The organism is Sinobaca qinghaiensis (assembly GCF_003610495.1).
GTDB classification, from domain to species: domain Bacteria; phylum Bacillota; class Bacilli; order Bacillales; family Marinococcaceae; genus Sinobaca; species Sinobaca qinghaiensis.
Map to the genome: position 1 here is coordinate 734,992 of NZ_RAPK01000006.1, position 17,262 is coordinate 752,253.

General features: G+C 45.2%; 16 protein-coding genes and 1 other RNA gene. 16 read left to right on the forward strand and 1 reads right to left on the reverse strand.

Annotation, left to right across the window (positions count from 1 at the left end; all coding sequences use genetic code 11):
- Nucleotides 1-143: 143 nt before the first annotated feature.
- Nucleotides 144-722 (reverse strand): ATP-dependent Clp endopeptidase proteolytic subunit ClpP, encoded by a 579-nt coding sequence (clpP, locus tag ATL39_RS03905; RefSeq protein WP_120191961.1) that lies wholly within the window; start codon nt 720-722, stop codon nt 144-146.
- Nucleotides 723-1,148: 426 nt separating this feature from the next.
- Between clpP and rpoN the strand changes: the two genes are divergently transcribed.
- The 16 genes from rpoN to ATL39_RS17340 all read left to right on the forward strand — a co-directional run bounded on the left by rpoN (nt 1,149) and on the right by ATL39_RS17340 (nt 17,236).
- Nucleotides 1,149-2,504 (forward strand): RNA polymerase factor sigma-54, encoded by a 1,356-nt coding sequence (gene rpoN / locus ATL39_RS03910; protein WP_170146827.1) that lies wholly within the window; start codon nt 1,149-1,151, stop codon nt 2,502-2,504.
- A gap of 216 nt (nt 2,505-2,720) precedes the next feature.
- Entirely contained in the window at nt 2,721-3,740 is a 1,020-nt protein-coding gene (locus ATL39_RS03915) for a sugar-binding transcriptional regulator (RefSeq protein ID WP_120191963.1), read from the forward strand.
- Nucleotides 3,741-3,812: 72 nt separating this feature from the next.
- Nucleotides 3,813-4,820 (forward strand): type I glyceraldehyde-3-phosphate dehydrogenase, encoded by a 1,008-nt coding sequence (gene gap / locus ATL39_RS03920; RefSeq protein ID WP_120191964.1) that lies wholly within the window; start codon nt 3,813-3,815, stop codon nt 4,818-4,820.
- Nucleotides 4,821-5,085: 265 nt separating this feature from the next.
- A complete protein-coding gene (locus ATL39_RS03930) occupies nt 5,086-6,270 on the forward strand; it encodes a phosphoglycerate kinase (RefSeq protein WP_120191966.1) in 1,185 nt (394 codons plus the stop codon).
- A gap of 22 nt (nt 6,271-6,292) precedes the next feature.
- Nucleotides 6,293-7,057 (forward strand): triose-phosphate isomerase, encoded by a 765-nt coding sequence (gene tpiA / locus ATL39_RS03935; RefSeq protein ID WP_120191967.1) that lies wholly within the window; start codon nt 6,293-6,295, stop codon nt 7,055-7,057.
- Nucleotides 7,047-8,585, forward strand: a complete 1,539-nt coding sequence (gene gpmI, locus ATL39_RS03940; RefSeq protein ID WP_120191968.1) for a 2,3-bisphosphoglycerate-independent phosphoglycerate mutase — start codon at nt 7,047-7,049, stop codon at nt 8,583-8,585. Before tpiA ends, gpmI begins: the two co-directional genes overlap by 11 nt.
- 25 nt (nt 8,586-8,610) lie before the next feature.
- The gene (eno, locus tag ATL39_RS03945; protein ID WP_120191969.1) at nt 8,611-9,894 is read left to right on the forward strand and encodes a phosphopyruvate hydratase; all 1,284 of its coding nucleotides are present in this window, start codon (nt 8,611-8,613) and stop codon (nt 9,892-9,894) included.
- Nucleotides 9,895-10,052: 158 nt separating this feature from the next.
- The gene (gene secG, locus ATL39_RS03950) at nt 10,053-10,283 is read left to right on the forward strand and encodes a preprotein translocase subunit SecG (RefSeq protein WP_120192024.1); all 231 of its coding nucleotides are present in this window, start codon (nt 10,053-10,055) and stop codon (nt 10,281-10,283) included.
- 134 nt (nt 10,284-10,417) lie between these two features.
- Nucleotides 10,418-11,173, forward strand: a complete 756-nt coding sequence (locus tag ATL39_RS03955) for an alpha/beta hydrolase (protein ID WP_120192025.1) — start codon at nt 10,418-10,420, stop codon at nt 11,171-11,173.
- Between the two features lie 22 nt (nt 11,174-11,195).
- On the forward strand, nt 11,196-11,948 hold the full coding sequence (locus ATL39_RS03960) for an alpha/beta hydrolase (RefSeq protein WP_120191970.1): 753 nt from the start codon (nt 11,196-11,198) through the stop codon (nt 11,946-11,948).
- Between the two features lie 49 nt (nt 11,949-11,997).
- Complete coding sequence (gene rnr / locus ATL39_RS03965) at nt 11,998-14,325, forward strand: ribonuclease R (RefSeq protein ID WP_120191971.1); 2,328 nt, start codon at nt 11,998-12,000, stop codon at nt 14,323-14,325.
- A gap of 33 nt (nt 14,326-14,358) precedes the next feature.
- The gene (gene smpB, locus ATL39_RS03970; RefSeq protein WP_120191972.1) at nt 14,359-14,832 is read left to right on the forward strand and encodes an SsrA-binding protein SmpB; all 474 of its coding nucleotides are present in this window, start codon (nt 14,359-14,361) and stop codon (nt 14,830-14,832) included.
- An 85-nt stretch (nt 14,833-14,917) separates the two neighbouring features.
- Nucleotides 14,918-15,283, forward strand: a transfer-messenger RNA (tmRNA) gene (gene ssrA / locus ATL39_RS03975).
- 99 nt (nt 15,284-15,382) lie between these two features.
- Nucleotides 15,383-15,853: a YusW family protein gene (locus tag ATL39_RS03980; RefSeq protein ID WP_120191973.1), complete on the forward strand. Its 471-nt coding sequence runs from the start codon at nt 15,383-15,385 to the stop codon at nt 15,851-15,853.
- A gap of 246 nt (nt 15,854-16,099) precedes the next feature.
- Entirely contained in the window at nt 16,100-16,399 is a 300-nt protein-coding gene (gene gvpO, locus ATL39_RS03985) for a gas vesicle protein GvpO (protein ID WP_245960908.1), read from the forward strand.
- 30 nt (nt 16,400-16,429) lie between these two features.
- Complete coding sequence (locus tag ATL39_RS17340; protein ID WP_170146828.1) at nt 16,430-17,236, forward strand: AAA family ATPase; 807 nt, start codon at nt 16,430-16,432, stop codon at nt 17,234-17,236.
- Nucleotides 17,237-17,262: the final 26 nt, after the last annotated feature.

Consider the following 17,262-nt stretch of genomic DNA (forward strand, 5'->3'; position numbering starts at 1 on the left):
GAGCCGTCGCTGTTTATTTTTCATTGTTTGTTTTCAGCAACATATTTAAAGAACTCGGAGTCATGAATAGATAGACAAGATGAAATAGTTTATAGACAATCTAAAAAAACCCTCTCTTCTAAGCAGAAGAGAGGGTTTTCGTATTACTTTTCGTAAACAGTGTCAATCAGGCCGTAATCTCTTGCTTCATGAGCTGTCATGAAGTTATCACGATCTGTATCGCGCTGAATTACTTCGAGCGGCTGGCCGGAACGATCTGCTAGGATCTGGTTCAGCTTCTCGCGCATTTGAATAATGCGGCGGGCGTGAATTTCGATATCAGAAGCCTGACCCTGTGTGCCTCCGAGCGGCTGGTGAATCATTACTTCACTGTTTGGAAGAGCGAAACGCTTGCCCGGCTCACCGGCTGCAAGAAGAAATGCTCCCATGGAAGCTGCCATACCAACGCAGATAGTAGAAACTTTAGGCTGGATGTACTGCATCGTGTCATAAATAGCCATACCTGCAGTGATGGAACCACCTGGGCTGTTAATGTAAATGGAAATGTCTTTTTCCGGATCTTCAGCAGCCAGGAATAAAAGCTGGGCTACAATGGAGTTGGACACGTTATCGTCAATTCCGGAACCAAGCATGATAATGCGGTCTTTCAGAAGGCGGGAATAAATATCATATGCTCTTTCCCCGCGGCTTGTTTGTTCAATTACTGTTGGAATTAAGTTCATGTCTTATTTCCTCCTATTATATAAATTGTGTAAATACTGACTCCATAACGAAAAACACGTATGTTTTTCATATTGTTGAGAATAGTTATATCATACTCGAATGGTCAATGTTGGTCAAATAAAAAGCGTTTATTTTTTATCTTTTTATTGTCCAGACGCTATTCTGCTTCTCCTACTATAACAAGAGTAAAGAGAACCTTTCAATCTTCAGCATTAAAACAAAGGAAGCAATTGTCATATGCCTAATAGTGAGTATAACCTATTTTATGCTGATTAAAACTATGGAAGATTATATGACAAAAGAAAGAAGGAGGCAGACGCTGTTTGCTACACTTCATGTGAAGGCCTAATTACATATAGACGATAATGCTGCCTGTGATATAATAAATGATAGAAAGCGCTTACAAGAAGGAGAGGTCATTTTACATGAATCTAGAAATGGGATTATTTCAAAAACAGACGATGAGCCTTGTAATGACGCAGGAACTCCGCCAGGCCATTTCCCTGCTGCAGCTCTCGACCCAGGAGCTTTCTGATTACATATCGGAACAGGCTCTTGAAAATCCGCTTATAGAGACGGAAGAACCAGTCCCGGAAGAAAAGGAACTGCCTATATATGACAGCCCGGTAATGTGGACAGATGATTATGGAGATGGATATGAAGCGTATGAAGGCAGAAATGAATCCCAGCTGGATAGAATCCAGGCTTATGAAGAAGGACTGGCCGACCACTTATACAGTCAGATCCGTTTTCTTGATACAACTGATCACTACCGGGAGCTTATGCTGTATCTTGCCGACAACGTAGATACAAATGGCTACCTGGAGGGAAGCTGGGAAGAAGCAGGACGTTTTTATACCATTACAGAGGATGAATACGAGCAGGGCGTTACAATGCTTCAGAAACTTGAGCCTGCAGGTGTCGGTGCAAGGAATCTTCAGGAATGCCTGCTTCTGCAGTTAACGAGAAATTATCCGTCTGACCTGCTTGTCATCGAAGTAGTCAAACATCACCTGGAAGATCTGGCAGCGAGAAGGTGGAAGCAGATAGCGAAGACGCTTCATATTTCGGTGGAAGATGTGCAGGCGATCTATGATACGATTCAGCAGCTCACGCCTCACCCCTGCGCCTGCATTGGAAGAAGTGAATCAGCCGCAATTACGCCGGATGTGTATGTGGAAAAAAAGAACGGGGCGTTCACAGTTGTACTTAATAATGAAAGCCTGCCGAAAATAAGGCTGAATAAACAATACCGCCATCTGCTGGAGAGCGGGGAACAGGGAGAGGCGGGAGAATATGCCCGCAAAAAATACAAACAGCTCGTCTGGCTGCTGAAAAGCATTGATCAGCGGCAGACATCGCTCCGGAAAATTACGGAAGCTATCCTGCTTTTTCAGGAAGCATTCTTTGAAAACGGACCTGCTGCCATGAAACCGCTGACCCTGCGTGAGATAGCGGAAGAAGCAGAAGTGCATGAGTCCACGGTTTCACGGACGACTACGAACAAATATGTGCAGACCCCGCACGGATTATTTGAATTAAAGCATTTCTTTTCTGCTGGTATGAACAATGCAGAAGGAGAGCAGACGTCTACGAATGTTATAAAAGAAATAATGAACAAAATGGTCGAAGCGGAAAATAAAAAAAGGCCTCTATCCGACCAGAAAATAGCTGAGCTCATTAAGGAAGAACACGGTATTCCGATCTCCCGCAGAGCGATAGCCAAGTACCGCGGAGAACTGCAGATTGCCTCTTCCTCGAAAAGAAAAAGATACGCATGATGTTTTAAAAAAGGATGGCCGGGAAAAGGTACTGTATACCTCGAACCGGCTTTTAATTTTTATTGCTATGTTATTTTATTCTTGGTATAATGAAAGTATCAAAAGGCTGAACACCACTTAGGGATTTTCCCCTGGGTTTTATCTTTTGATAAAGTGGGACTTAAAATGTCTATATGGGACAAAAAGTGTCCCTGAGAGAAAACTGGTGATCCCTGAATGAGAGAATTACTCGAATGGCAGAAAAAACTGCAGCCTGATATTTTGGAAATCATGGGAAAACGCTACCGGATTCTCCAGTATCTCCGGTTGATGCAGCCGGTCGGCAGAAGAACGCTTGCCGTCAGCCTGGATCTTTCGGAGAGAGTACTTCGGACAGAGGTAACATTTTTAAAAAATCAGGGATTAATTATGATTCATCCTTCCGGTATGACTCTTTCTGATGAAGGAGAAGCCCTGCTGGAAGGCATGGAGCCGGCGATGAAAATCGCTTTCGGACTTGAAGATCTGGAAAAGCAGGTAGCTGAAGTGCTTAACGTCGAGAAAGTCATAGTGGTTTCCGGCGACAGCGACGAATACAGCTGGGTAAAAAAAGAACTGGGACGCGCCTGCGTACAGCAGATGAAAAAGCAGATAGCCCCCGGAGACATTATTGCTGTCGCCGGAGGAACGACGCTTGCAGCTGTTGCCGATATGGTCAGCCCGTCCGAAAAATGGAAAGACGCGGTTTTTGTACCAGCAAGAGGCGGCCTCGGGGAAAAGGTAGAAATCCAGTCGAACACAATCAGTTCGACAATGGCTACTAAAGCCCGGGCAGCATACAGGCTTCTGCATGTCCCGGATCAGCTCAGCAACGAAACCAGAACATCGCTTAGTCTTGAACCTGGTATTAAAGAATTACTTGCTCTTATCCGGAAGGCGAAAATTGTGATCCACGGCATCGGAGAAGCTGAAATTATGGCAGACCGGCGCGAAACGAGCGACGGTGCCGTGCAGCAGATTAAGGAAAAAGCAGCAGTTGGTGAAGCATTCGGGTATTATTTTGACCGGGAAGGGCATATCGTTCATAAAGAAAGAACGATCGGTCTGCAGCTTAATGATCTGAACGAAGCACAGACGGTCATTACTGTTGCCGGAGGAAGCTCGAAAGCAGAAGCCATTTCTGCCTACATGAAATACCGCCCCAGCAATCTGCTGATTACAGATGAAGGGGCAGCGAAGGCAATTTTAAATCGATGACAACTGATTTTACAATCAGTTTCTCATATAGTATTGAATAACGTGCACCATAATAAGAGGAGGAAATTAAACATGGCTACAAAGATTGGTATTAATGGATTTGGAAGAATTGGACGCGCAGTATTCCGTGCTTCTCTTGAAAATGACAACGTAGAAATCGTAAGCATTAACGACCTTACAGACGCTAATATGCTTGCTCACCTTTTAAAATATGACACAGTACACGGCAACTTAAAGCAGAGTGTATCTGTAAACGGCGACAACCTTGTTGTTGACGGTAAAGAAATCCGCATCACTGCTGAAAAAAATCCAGCACAGATTCCATGGGGCCAGGCTGAAGTGGAAATCGTTGTTGAAGCAACAGGTCGCTTCGTAGATGGCGAAAGCGCCGGCAAACACCTTGAAGGCGGAGCGAAGAAAGTTATTATCTCTGCACCTGGTAAAAACGTTGATGCAACATTCGTAATGGGCGTTAACGAAAACACGTATGACCCATCCAAGCACAACGTTATGTCCAACGCATCATGCACAACAAACTGCCTGGCACCGTTTGCTAAAGTGCTTAACGACAAGTTCGGCATTAAGCGCGGCCTAATGAACACTGTTCACTCCTACACGAATGATCAGCAGATTCTTGACCTTCCGCACAGTGACTACCGTCGTGCACGTGCAGCTGCTGAAAACATCATTCCAACATCAACTGGAGCTGCAAAAGCAGTAGCCCTCGTTCTTCCTGAACTTGACGGCAAGCTTAACGGCGCTGCAATGCGTGTTCCTACTCCAAACGTATCTCTTGTTGACCTTGTAGCAGAGCTTGATACAAACGTTACTGCTGAAGAAGTAAACAACGTACTAAAAGAAGCCGCTGAAGGAAACCTTAAAGGCATCCTTGGTTTCAGCGACGAGCCGCTTGTATCTAAAGACTATAACGGCAACTCCAACTCTTCTACTATTGATGGTCTATCCACTATGGTATTGGAAGACAACATGGTTAAAGTTATTTCCTGGTACGACAACGAGTTCGGCTATTCCAGCCGCGTTGTAGACCTTGTAGAATATGTTGCAAAACAGCAGGCTTAATAAAGCAGATAAAGGGCAGGGGAGAAGAAAAAGTATTTTCTTGCTCCCCTTTCCTGTGCAGTTTCCTGCTACAATAGATATCGAAACAGCATGAATGAACTGCAGAACATGTTTGCTTTTTATCAGCAGAAAACCCGGCTCTTTTTAGATGAACGCTTTATAGGAAGGCCGGGTTTATGCTTTTCTTTGTATTATAATTATACGTTCCTTTTTGTATTATTTAGGGAAAAGGATGAAGAACACAGAGGAAAAAGGAGGCAGCAATATGAATAAGAAATCTATTAAAGATATCGATGTAAAAGGAAAAAAGGTTTTCTGCCGCGTGGATTTCAACGTGCCGATGGAAGATGGGAAAGTAACGGATGACAGCCGTATTAAAGCCGCCATTCCTACAATTGAATACTTAGTGGACCAGGGAGCCCGGGTTATCCTGGCCAGCCACCTGGGCCGTCCAAAAGGAGAGGCTGTGGAAGAACTTCGTCTGGGTCCCGTAGGCGTCCGTCTCGGCGAACTGCTGAGAAGAGACGTTCGGAAAGTAGATGAAGTTTACGGCCCTGTAGTAAAGCAGGCAGCCGATTCTTTGATGGACGGAGAAATTCTTCTTGTTGAGAACGTTCGTTTTGAAGCAGGAGAAGAAAAGAACGACCCGGAACTAGCAAAAGAATTTGCAGCTATTGCTGACATATATGTAAATGATGCATTTGGAGCGGCGCACAGAGCCCACGCTTCTACAGAAGGAATCGCACAGCACCTTCCGGCTGCGGCTGGACTTCTTATGCAGAAAGAACTTGAGGTTCTTGGAAAAGCGTTATCTGACCCGGCACGCCCGTTTACTGCGATTGTCGGCGGAGCAAAAGTAAAAGACAAAATCGGTGTGATCGATAATCTGCTTGATAAAGTGGATAACCTTATTATCGGGGGCGGTCTTGCCTATACTTTCGTTAAGGCTCAAGGCCACGAAGTAGGTAAATCCCTGCTCGAAAAAGACAAGCTTGATCTTGCAAATGAGTTTATGCAGAAAGCCAAAGATAAAGGCGTGAACTTCTACATGCCGGTTGACGTTACAGTAGCCGATGATTTTTCCGGTGATGCAAATATTAAAGTCGTACCGATTGATGAGATTCCTTCTGACTGGGAAGCACTCGACATTGGCCCGGAAACAAGAAAGAAGTATCAGGAAGTTATTGAAAGCTCCAAGCTCGTTATTTGGAACGGTCCTATGGGCGTATTTGAAATCGAGGCATTTGCACATGGAACCAAAGCCGTGGCAGAGGCGCTCGCTGGAGCAGATGATACGTATTCTGTAATCGGCGGCGGCGATTCCGCTGCAGCTGTTGAAAAGTTCGGCCTTGCCGGTCAAATGGATCATATGTCCACAGGCGGAGGAGCTTCCCTTGAATTTATGGAGGGTAAAGAACTTCCAGGCGTAGCAGCACTGAACGACAAATAAACAAAAGAAGAGGTGGAGTAATTTGAGAAAACCAATTATTGCAGGTAACTGGAAAATGAATAAAACCCACGAGGAAGCAGTAAGTTTTATCGAAGATATTAAAGAAAAGGTGCCGGCCGGCAGCAAAGTAGACACGGTTGTCTGCGCCCCCGCCCTATTTCTTAAAAGCATGAATGATGCGTCAGAAGGAAGCGACGTAGCTGTCGGCGCCCAGACAATGCACTTTGAAGACAACGGAGCTTTTACCGGCGAAATCAGCCCGGAAGCACTGGCTGACCTTTCCATTCCCTACGTTATTATCGGACACTCCGAGCGCCGGGAAATGTTTAACGAAACAGACGACTCTGTAAATAAAAAGCTTCACGCGGCATTCAATCACAAGCTTGTACCGATCATGTGCTGCGGTGAAACGCTTGAAGAAAGAGAAAGCGACAAAACAGAATCTGTTGTACGCGGCCAGGTGGAAAAAGGCTTTGCAGGACTCAGCAAAGAGCAGGCAGCACAGGTTGTTGTTGCGTATGAGCCTATCTGGGCCATCGGTACCGGCAAATCTTCTACAGCGAAAGATGCCAACGAAACGTGCGGAACGATCCGCCGCATTTTATCTGAGCTGTATGACCAGGAAACAGCAGAAGCAGTCCGTATTCAGTACGGCGGCAGTGTGAAACCTGAAAATATCGGCGGCTATATGGCTATGGAACACATCGACGGCGCCCTTGTAGGAGGAGCCAGCCTCAAGCCGGACGCATTTTTACAACTAGTGGAGGCGGGATCCAATGAGCAGTAAAAACCCTGTCGCTTTGATTATCCTGGATGGCTTTGCCCTCCGGGATGAAACAAAGGGGAATGCAGTAAAAAAAGCAAATACGCCAAACTTCGACCGTTTCTGGAATAAATATCCGCATTCGCAGCTTACAGCAAGCGGAGAGGCTGTCGGCCTTCCGGAAGGGCAGATGGGAAACTCTGAAGTCGGCCATTTAAATATCGGTGCAGGAAGAGTAGTTTATCAAAGCCTTACCCGCATCAACAAAGATATTAAAGAAGGCACGTTCCAGGAAAACGAAGCTCTTTTAGGTGCTTCCGAGCATGTACTGAAAAATGACGGCAGTCTGCATATTTACGGTCTGCTTTCCGACGGAGGCGTACACAGCCACATTAATCATCTGTATGCTCTCCTGGAAATGGCAAAAAACAAAGACATCAAAAAAGTATACGTTCATGCCTTTATGGATGGACGGGATGTTGGCCAGCGTACGGCAGAACAGTACGTGGAGGCTCTTGAAGGAAAAATGAATGAGCTTGGCATCGGTGAAATAGCAACACTTCACGGCCGCTACTACTCGATGGACCGCGACAACCGCTGGGAAAGACTGGAGAAGTCCTACCGTGCGATTGTATATGGGGAAGGCCCGAGCTATTCTTCAGCTAAAGAGGCCATCAAAGCCAATTACGATAAAGACGTCTGGGATGAGTTTATTGTTCCGGCTGTTATGACAAAAGAAAACGGAGAACCGGTGGCGGACATGCAGGATAATGATGCTGTTATTTTCTTCAACTTCCGTCCCGACCGTGCGATACAGATGTCGCGTGTTTTCACTGACAACAATTTCGACAGCTTTGACCGCGGGGACCGTTTCCCGGAAAACCTTCACTATGTAACCATGACCGACTATAGTGAAAAAGTAGAAGCAAACGTAGCCTATCCTCCGCAGGAACTGAAAAACACGATGGGAGAAGCTGTTTCCAAAGCAGGGCTCAAGCAGCTCCGCATTGCCGAAACAGAGAAATTCCCTCACGTTACGTTCTTTTTCAGCGGCGGCCAGGAAGAGGAATTTGAAGGGGAAAAAAGAATTCTTATTGACTCCCCGAAAGTAGCAACGTATGACCTGCAGCCGGAAATGAGCGCATACGGAGTAACCGATGCACTTCTGCAGGAAATCAAAGAAGAAAACCATGATTTTATCGTTTTAAACTTTGCCAATCCTGATATGGTTGGACACTCCGGAGATATGGATGCTACGGTAAAGGCGATTGAAACAGTAGATGAATGCCTTGGGAAAATTGTAGATCTTCTCCATGAGAAAAATGGTACGGCTATTATTACCGCCGACCACGGAAACGCAGACGAAGTTACGACGCCGGATGATAAGCCAATGACGGCCCATACGACGAACCCGGTTCCGGTTATCGTCACCAAAGAATCCGGGGAACTGCGCAGCGGAGGCGTTCTCGCAGATTTAATTCCAACAGCAGTAGATCTTCTTGAAATGGAAAAGCCGGAAGAAATGACAGGCACATCCTTACTAAAAAAATAGACACGACAAAGGAGCGATTTTTACAATGGGTATGATTACTGATGTTTACGCACGCGAAGTACTGGATTCCCGCGGGAATCCAACAGTTGAGGTAGAAATCATTACAGAAACAGGCGCTTTTGGACGCGCACTTGTACCAAGTGGTGCATCCACCGGTGAATATGAAGCAGTAGAGCTTCGTGATGGCGGCGACCGTTACATGGGAAAAGGTGTTCTTAAAGCAGTAGACAACGTAAACGAAGAAATCGCACCTGAACTGCTTGGCATGGACGTAACAGACCAGACAGGCATCGATAAGCTTCTTATTGATCTGGATGGTACGGAAAACAAAGAAAAATTCGGAGCTAATGCGATTCTTGGTATTTCCATGGCCGCTGCCCACGCAGCAGCTGACGAGCTTGGCCTTCCGCTTTACCAGTACCTGGGCGGATTTAACGCGAAGACGCTCCCTGTACCAATGATGAACATCCTAAATGGCGGCGAGCACGCAGACAACAGCGTCGACATTCAGGAATTCATGGTTATGCCTGTAGGAGCAGAAAGCCTTGCCCACGCCGTACGTATTGGCGCAGAAATTTTCCATAACCTGAAAAAAGTACTAAAAGACCAGGGCCATAACACAGCTGTAGGGGACGAAGGCGGCTTTGCACCAAACCTTGGTTCAAACGAAGAAGCGCTTCAAACGATTATTACTGCAATCGAAAAAGCCGGCTACAAGCCAGGTGAAGAAGTTATGCTTGCGATGGATACAGCAGCATCCGAAATGTACGAAGACGGCAAATATCACCTTAAAGGTGAAGGCGTCGTAAAAACAACAGAAGAAATGATCGAATTCTATCAGGATCTCGTATCAAAGTATCCGATTGTTTCTATTGAAGACGGCCTGGACGAAAATGACTGGGATGGATGGAAGAAGCTTACAGAAGCTCTTGGAGACAAAGTACAGCTTGTTGGTGATGACCTGTTCGTTACAAACACAACAAAACTCTCTGAAGGCATCAAAAAAGGCATCGGTAACTCTATCCTAATCAAAGTAAACCAGATTGGTACGCTTACAGAAACATTTGACGCGATTGAAATGGCGAAGCGCGCCGGCTATACAGCGGTTATTTCCCACCGTTCCGGTGAAACAGAAGACGCTACTATTGCAGATATTGCTGTAGCTTCCAACGCCGGCCAGATCAAGACAGGTGCTCCGTCCCGTACGGACCGTGTCGCTAAGTACAACCAGCTTATCCGTATCGAAGATGAGCTTGATGATACGTCTGTATTTTTACAAAAAGGCGCATTCTACAACATTAATAAATAAAACAGCATTAGAAAGACAGCGGGCATCGGAATCCCGCTGTCTTTTGCTGTATAATAAAAAATGTTGTTCATTAAAGGAGAACATGCTCCTTCTATTGTAATTGAATACGTTATATGTTAATTTTATATATGTGTGATTTGAACGTGGAGGTGGCGGAGATGCAAACCATATTGTATGTCCTATTAATTATTGTATCGATTTCATTAATAGCCGTAGTATTATTACAATCGGGAAGAAGCGCAGGGCTCTCCGGGTCAATTTCCGGGGGAGCGGAACAATTAGTCGGAAAGCAGAAGGCACGTGGAGTAGAAGCCTTTTTAAGCAGAATGACAGTTATTCTAGCCGTGGTCTTTTTCGTATTAACGATTCTTCTTGCTTATTTTCTATAAGAAGAGACTGCGGACCTATAGCGAATATGAAATGAAATCATGCAGCAGGACATGTATTAGTGTCTTGCTGCTTTTTTTCATATATTCTTCCATGCAGAACAAATAAAAGAACAAGAATGAGAGGCGTTCCGCTTATGATTGGGTGTCTATGCCTGCACGGTTTTACAGGGGCACCGTGGGAGCTTGAACCGCTTTCCAGAGTGCTCGAGGAAGAAACAGACTGGCTCGTCTACACCCCTGTTCTCCCCGGCCATGATCTGATGACTGATTTAAGCGAACGCGAATTTCGCTCCCGGTTCAAAGAGTCGGACCACAAAACCTGGATTCATACAGCAGATCTGGCAGCAAAAGAATTGTTTGAGCGCTGTTCGAAAGTATATGTTATCGGTTTCTCGATGGGAGGAATTCTTGCGACGTACATTGCGGCGAGATATCCAGTCGAAAAGCTGGTATTGTTAAGTGCAGCGGCCCATTACGTTAATCCTTCCCAGCTTTCAAAGGATATGGCACTGATTATGAAGAATATGATTAAAGGCCAGTTAAAAAAACAGCCCTGGTACCCGATATTCTGGTCTAAAATTCATACCCCGGTCCGGTCCCTTTCTGAATTCCAGAAAGTGGTCCGCACGATTGAACCATTTATTAAAGAAGTAGAAGTGCCAACGTTTATTGCCCAGGGAATGAAAGACAGCCTGGTCCGTAAAAGCAGCGCCTTGTTTTTATATAAAGAAATTGCCGCCAAAGAAAAACAGCTTTATTTTTATGAGCAGTCTCATCATTTTATTGTACACAGCGAGAATCAGAAGCAGCTGATTGAAGATGTACTGCACTTTCTGCTGGCTGAAAAAATAGAGCCTGATGTCGTCTGGAAAAGCAGTGATCAGGTGTAAGATAGAATAGGAGTGGAAGATAATGAAAGTTGTACCCCCAAAACCATTTACCTTTGAAGGAGGAAACCGGGCGGTCCTGCTTCTACACGGTTTTACTGGAAGTTCAGCCGATGTTAGAATGCTGGGACGCTATCTGCAGAAGCAGGGCTACACGTCACATGCGCCTGTGTATAAAGGCCACGGAGTTCCGCCGGAAGAACTGATGGACTCCAACGCTTCCGACTGGTGGAAAGACGTCGAAGCCGGATGGAACCATTTAAAAGAACAGGGCTATGAAGAAATAGCCGTAGCCGGTCTTTCCCTTGGAGGACTAATGTCATTAAAAGCAGGGTATACGTTCGGAGCAAAGGGTATTGTACCTATGTGCGCCCCGTTGACAACCATTGAAAACAAAGAACGTTTGTATAAAGGCGTCCTTCAGTATGCAAAAGAATACAAGCAGCTCGAAGGCAAAGACGAGGAACAGGTGGACGAAGAAATGGAAGCTTTTAAACAACTTCCTCTTGATGCACTTGACTCTCTTAATGGCATGATTACAGAAGTAAAAGACTCTCTGGATATGATTTATGCGCCGGTGAAAGTAGTTCAGGCCAGACAAGACGAAATGGTAGAATTAAAAAGCGCAGATATTATATACGAGGAAGTAGCGTCTTCTGTTAAATCCCTGGACTGGTACGAAGAATCCCCGCACGTAATCACACTGGGCCCTGAAAAACAGGACCTGCATGAAAATATATATCAGTTTTTAGAAAGCCTGGATTGGAGCACAAAATGACACAAACCAACAAAGCAGCAAAAGTAGATAGAGAGGAGATGAAAACAATATGACAGAAGAACAAAAGCACCAGATGATGCAGTATCTGCAGGATATTGCCCAAAAGCCTATGTCTATTGAAGAACTACAGGAAGCGTACCAGATGACGGAACCTGAACAGACGAAAGAATTAATGAAAGCCCTGAATGAACTGGAGGAAAGCGGAAAACTTGTCCGCACAAGAAGCAACCGATACGGTGTCCCCGAAAAAATGGACATCATGCGCGGCAGAGTGCAGATGCACCAGCGCGGGTTTGCTTTCATCCTGCCGGAAGAAGAAGGAGAGGCGGACGTATTTATTCCCGCACCGGAAATGGGCGGTGCCATGCACAAAGACACCGTGCTCGTACGTGTGCAGCAGAAAGGACGCGACTCCAAGCCGGAGGGCTCTATTATCCGCATTATTGAAAGAGGCACGACAAAAGTGGTCGGTACGTATATCGACAATAAAAATTACGGATTTGTTGAAGTGGATGACAAGCATATCAATCAGGATATCTTTATTCCCCAGCACAAAGAACACGGCGCGGTAGACGGCCATAAAGTCGTCGTGGAAATAACAAAGTACCCGGAAAAGCGCTTCAGCGCAGAAGGAAAAGTAGTCAATATTCTCGGCCATAAAAATGACCCGGGTGTTGATATTCTTTCCATCATTCATAAGCATGAACTGCCCGGTGAATTTCCGGAAGCAGCGATTACGCATGCCAACGAAGCACCGGACCGTATTACAGAAAATGAGATCAGCAAGCGCCGGGATCTCCGTGACGAAACAATTGTTACCATTGACGGCGCAGATGCAAAAGACCTGGATGATGCCGTAGCCGTTAAAAAGCTCTCCAACGGAAATTATCAGCTCGGTGTACACATTGCCGATGTGAGTTACTATGTGCCGGAAGGTTCAGCAATTGACGAGGAAGCAGTAGAGCGCGGTACCAGCGTGTATTTGGTGGACCGGGTAATCCCTATGATTCCTCATCGCCTGTCCAACGGAATCTGCAGCTTGAATCCGCAGGTGGACCGCCTGACGCTTTCCTGCGAGATGGAAGTAACCGAAGATGGGGACATTGTAAATCACGACATTTTTGAAAGTGTGATCCGCACGAATGAAAGAATGACGTACAATGATGTTCGCCTGATTCTGGATGAAAAAGATGAAGATACACGTAAGAAATATGAAGAACTTGTGCCTTTCTTTGAACGTATGGAAGAGCTCGCAGCCATTCTGCGTAAAAAACGGTTTGACCGCGGCGCCATTGACTTTGATTTTAAAGAAGCCCAGGTGAAAGTAGACGAAAACGGGAAGCCGGAGGACATTCTAATCCGGGAACGCTCCGTTGCTGAAAAGCTGATAGAAGAATTTATGCTCGCAGCCAACGAAACGGTGGCCGAACACTTTTCCAAGATGAAAGTACCATTTATTTACCGGATCCACGAAGATCCAAATGAGGAAAAGCTGCAGAAGTTCATTGAATTTGTAGCGAATTTCGGCTATACGATTAAAGGCAAGGGCAGCTCTCTTCACCCAAGCGCCCTGCAGAAGATTCTGGCAGACGTGAAGGGAGAGCCGGAAGAAGCTGTGCTCAGCACCGTGATGCTCCGCTCGATGAACCAGGCAAAATATGATCCGGAAAATCTTGGACACTTCGGCCTGGCATCTGAATATTATACGCACTTTACGTCACCGATCCGCCGTTATCCGGACTTAATCGTGCACCGTTTGATCCGTACGTACTTGATTAACGGAAAAACAGATCAGAAGACAAAGTCCAACTGGCAGAATAAGCTTCCTGATATTGCCAAGCATACGTCAGAAATGGAACGCCGGGCAGTAGATGCCGAGCGCGAAGTCGATGATTTAAAGAAAGCGCAGTATATGGAAGACAAAGTAGGCGAAGAGTACACGGGCGTGATAAGCGGCGTGGCGAACTTCGGGCTGTTTGTGGAACTGGAAAATACGATAGAAGGTATGGTGCACATCAGTTACCTTACTGATGATTACTATCACTTTGATGAAAAGCAGTATGCGCTGATAGGAGAACGGACGGCTAATATATTCCGGATCGGCGATGAACTCGATATCCGCGTGCTTAAGGTTAATGTAGAAGAAGCTGACATTGACTTTGAAGTAGTCGGCATGAAAGCACCTGTTAAACGCAAAAGAAAAGAAACGCCGAAAGTAATCGATGGAAGAGGCGGATCAAAACGGCCGGGCAAAAGTGAAAACAAGCCGACGGCTAAAAAAGGACGCCAAAAAGGAAAAACCGGGGCAAAAAAGCCTGGAAAAGATAAGCCGTACTACGAAAATGTAGGGAAGAAAAAACCCAACAAAAGAAAATAACACAGGTCGTTTGAGAACAGGGGGGATGGACGCATGGCTCAGCAGACAGAGGGAAGAGTGCTTGCCCAGAATAAGAAAGCCCGCCATGACTTTTTTATTGAAGAAACGTACGAAGCCGGACTTGCTTTAAAAGGAACCGAAATAAAAGCCATTCGTGAAGGCCGTATGAACTTAAAGGACAGCTTTGGGAAAATTGATGGAGGAGAATTATTCCTCCACAATGCCCATATCGGCCTGTATGAACATGGCAACCAGTTTAACCATGATCCGCTCCGCACGAGAAAGCTGCTGCTTCACCGTCGGGAAATCAATAAGCTGATCGGCCAGAGCCAGCAGCCGGGTTATTCGATTGTTCCTTTGAAAGTGTATATTAAGCGGGGAAAGGCGAAAGTATTAATCGGCCTCGCCAAAGGGAAAAAGCAGTATGACAAACGGGAAACCTTAAAGCAAAAAGACGCGCAGCGCGAAATGGACAGAGCGATCCGTTCCCGCATGAAAGGCGAGTAATAAGGCTTTTCTATTGAAAACACGGGGAAAGAATGATAATATAATTACTCTAAGGAAAAGATTCATTTCTTTTCCTTATTCCCATGGGGATGACTTGGCTTCGACAGGGATAGGTTGAGCTTGAGTTGCGAGCCGAGAGGCAATCTCGTAAAATGGCCACGCCAATAATAACTGGCAAAACTAACGAAAACCTCGCAGTAGCAGCATAATAACTGACTAATGCGGATCCCGCACTCGATCGCCCATGTCGAGTGATTTGGGGTCTCACCTAATAGTGGGCTACGCAGCTCCGATCTCCGCCTGAGGTCGGCTGAAGAGACTAATCAGGCTAGCTGTGCTGAAGCCTGTTGCTAGGCTGAAGCATAGGCGAAATATAATATAGCGACTACGCTCGTAGAAGCTCAAGTGGCGATATCTCTGGACGTGGGTTCGAATCCCACCATCTCCACCATACATACTAAATAGAAAGGATGCCGGCTCCCGGCATCCTTTTTTGTTTTGCATAGCTGTTTTCAGGGAAAGGATGTGCAGATAAGAGAGGGGATGCAGAATGAAAAAAACGGGACTATTTTTGCTGACAGCCAGCCTGCCTTTTGCACTGGCAGCCTGCGGGTCTGATGAAAGCGGACCGAGCATAGAAAGCCAGCCTTTAAGTGATGATGATTCAGAGTTGGAAGAGGCGGCCTGGTATGATGAACTCGGCTATACTTCTTTTGAGATGGAAGTAGAATATGAATACGGGGAATATGATGTTTCCTATGATTATAACAATGGTGATCCGCAGGCGGAGATTTCAGACTCCCGTGGAGATGAAGAAAGAGAAGTCGAAGATGAAGAGGCTCTGCTCGAACTGGGACAGGTGCTTCCCGATCTGGACGTAACGCCGCAGTCCAACGAGCTGCAGCTGATGAACGAGAGCGTAAATAACTTCCAGCTGGACGATAATTATCAGGAAATGCAGATAGACGTGGAATTTGACGAAGCGGAAGCTATCCAGGCAGAGGATAGTACGCAGGGATAAGGAGGAAGCTGTGCTTAGAGCATAGCTTTTTTCTTTGTAAAATTTTACCTATTGATGAAAACATATTAATTATGCATAAAAAAGATTGAATATAGATTAGGAAGGGTATCGATTAGGACAGACGTTCTTAATCAAAGGTCATCCGAATAAATAAAAAGCACACGTTTTTATTTTCAAGAGCAGGAGGAGATTATTATCGCAGATCAAGCTAAAGCTTCCAACAAAAGCAGTGCTAAAAAGTTAAATGTGAAGCCGAAATCAAGTACGAAAAAAGAAGAAGCTTCCATGGGCCAGGTTCTGGATACCATCCAGTCCTTTTTTACGACGAATATTCTTCCCCCTTTTAAAATAACATCAGTAGCGGCCCACGAAGAAGGCTGGGATGTGGAAGTGGAAGTAATTGAAGAAGAAGAATACATGAAAAAATATGCAAAAGACATGCTTCTCGGAGTATACGAAACAAAAATTAATAAAGATTTAGAAGTTGTTTCCTATCAGCGCGTCAGCCTGCGTCCAAGAAGCAAAACCCTGAAAAAAGAAGAATAAATACAACTATCGCGAAAGAAGGAATAAAGAATGAGTCAAAAGAGAGAAAACGCCATCGTAGAAATTACAAACGAGGATGATGAAAACGAAGAAATCGACCTGGAAACGCTAAGTGTAAAAGAGTTAAAAGAACTGGCGGAAAACAGCGGCATGGAATTAAGTTCAAAAAAGAAATCAGACATTATCGATGATATTATAGAATTTGTAGAAGAACAGTCCTCTGAAAGCAGCGAAGAAGAAGACGAAGAGGAAACAGAAGAAGACGAAGAAGACGAAGAGGAAACAGAAGAAGACGAAGAAGACGAAGAGGAAACAGAAGAAGACGAAGAAGAAACAGAAGAAGAGGACGAAGAGGAAACAGAAGAAGACGAAGAAGAAACAGAAGAAGAGGACGAAGAGGAAACAGAAGAAGAGGACGAAGAGGAAACAGAAGAAGAGGACGAAGAGGAAACAGAGGAAGAGGACGAAGAAGAATCAGAGGAAGAGGACGAAGAAGAATCAGAGGAAGAGGACGAAGAAGAATCAGAGGAAGAAGACGAAGAAGAAACAGAGGAAGAGGACGAAGAAGAATCAGAGGAAGAGGACGAAGAGGAAACAGAAGATGATGAGAAAAAATCCTTCCTGCCTGACAGCTCGGTAAGTCAGCTCGTTGATGATATTAAAGAAGAATTGAAAAATGAACTTAAAAAAGATATTCTGGATCAGGTAAAACAGGATGTAATAGATCAAGTTCGTAAAGAGTTAACGGATGAGTATAAAGAGAAGCTGGTAAAAGATGTGCAGAAAGATCTAAAAAAGCAGATAAAAAAAGAAATAAAAAGCAGTAAAAAGAAATAAAAAAACAGCAGTAAGTAATTAAAACC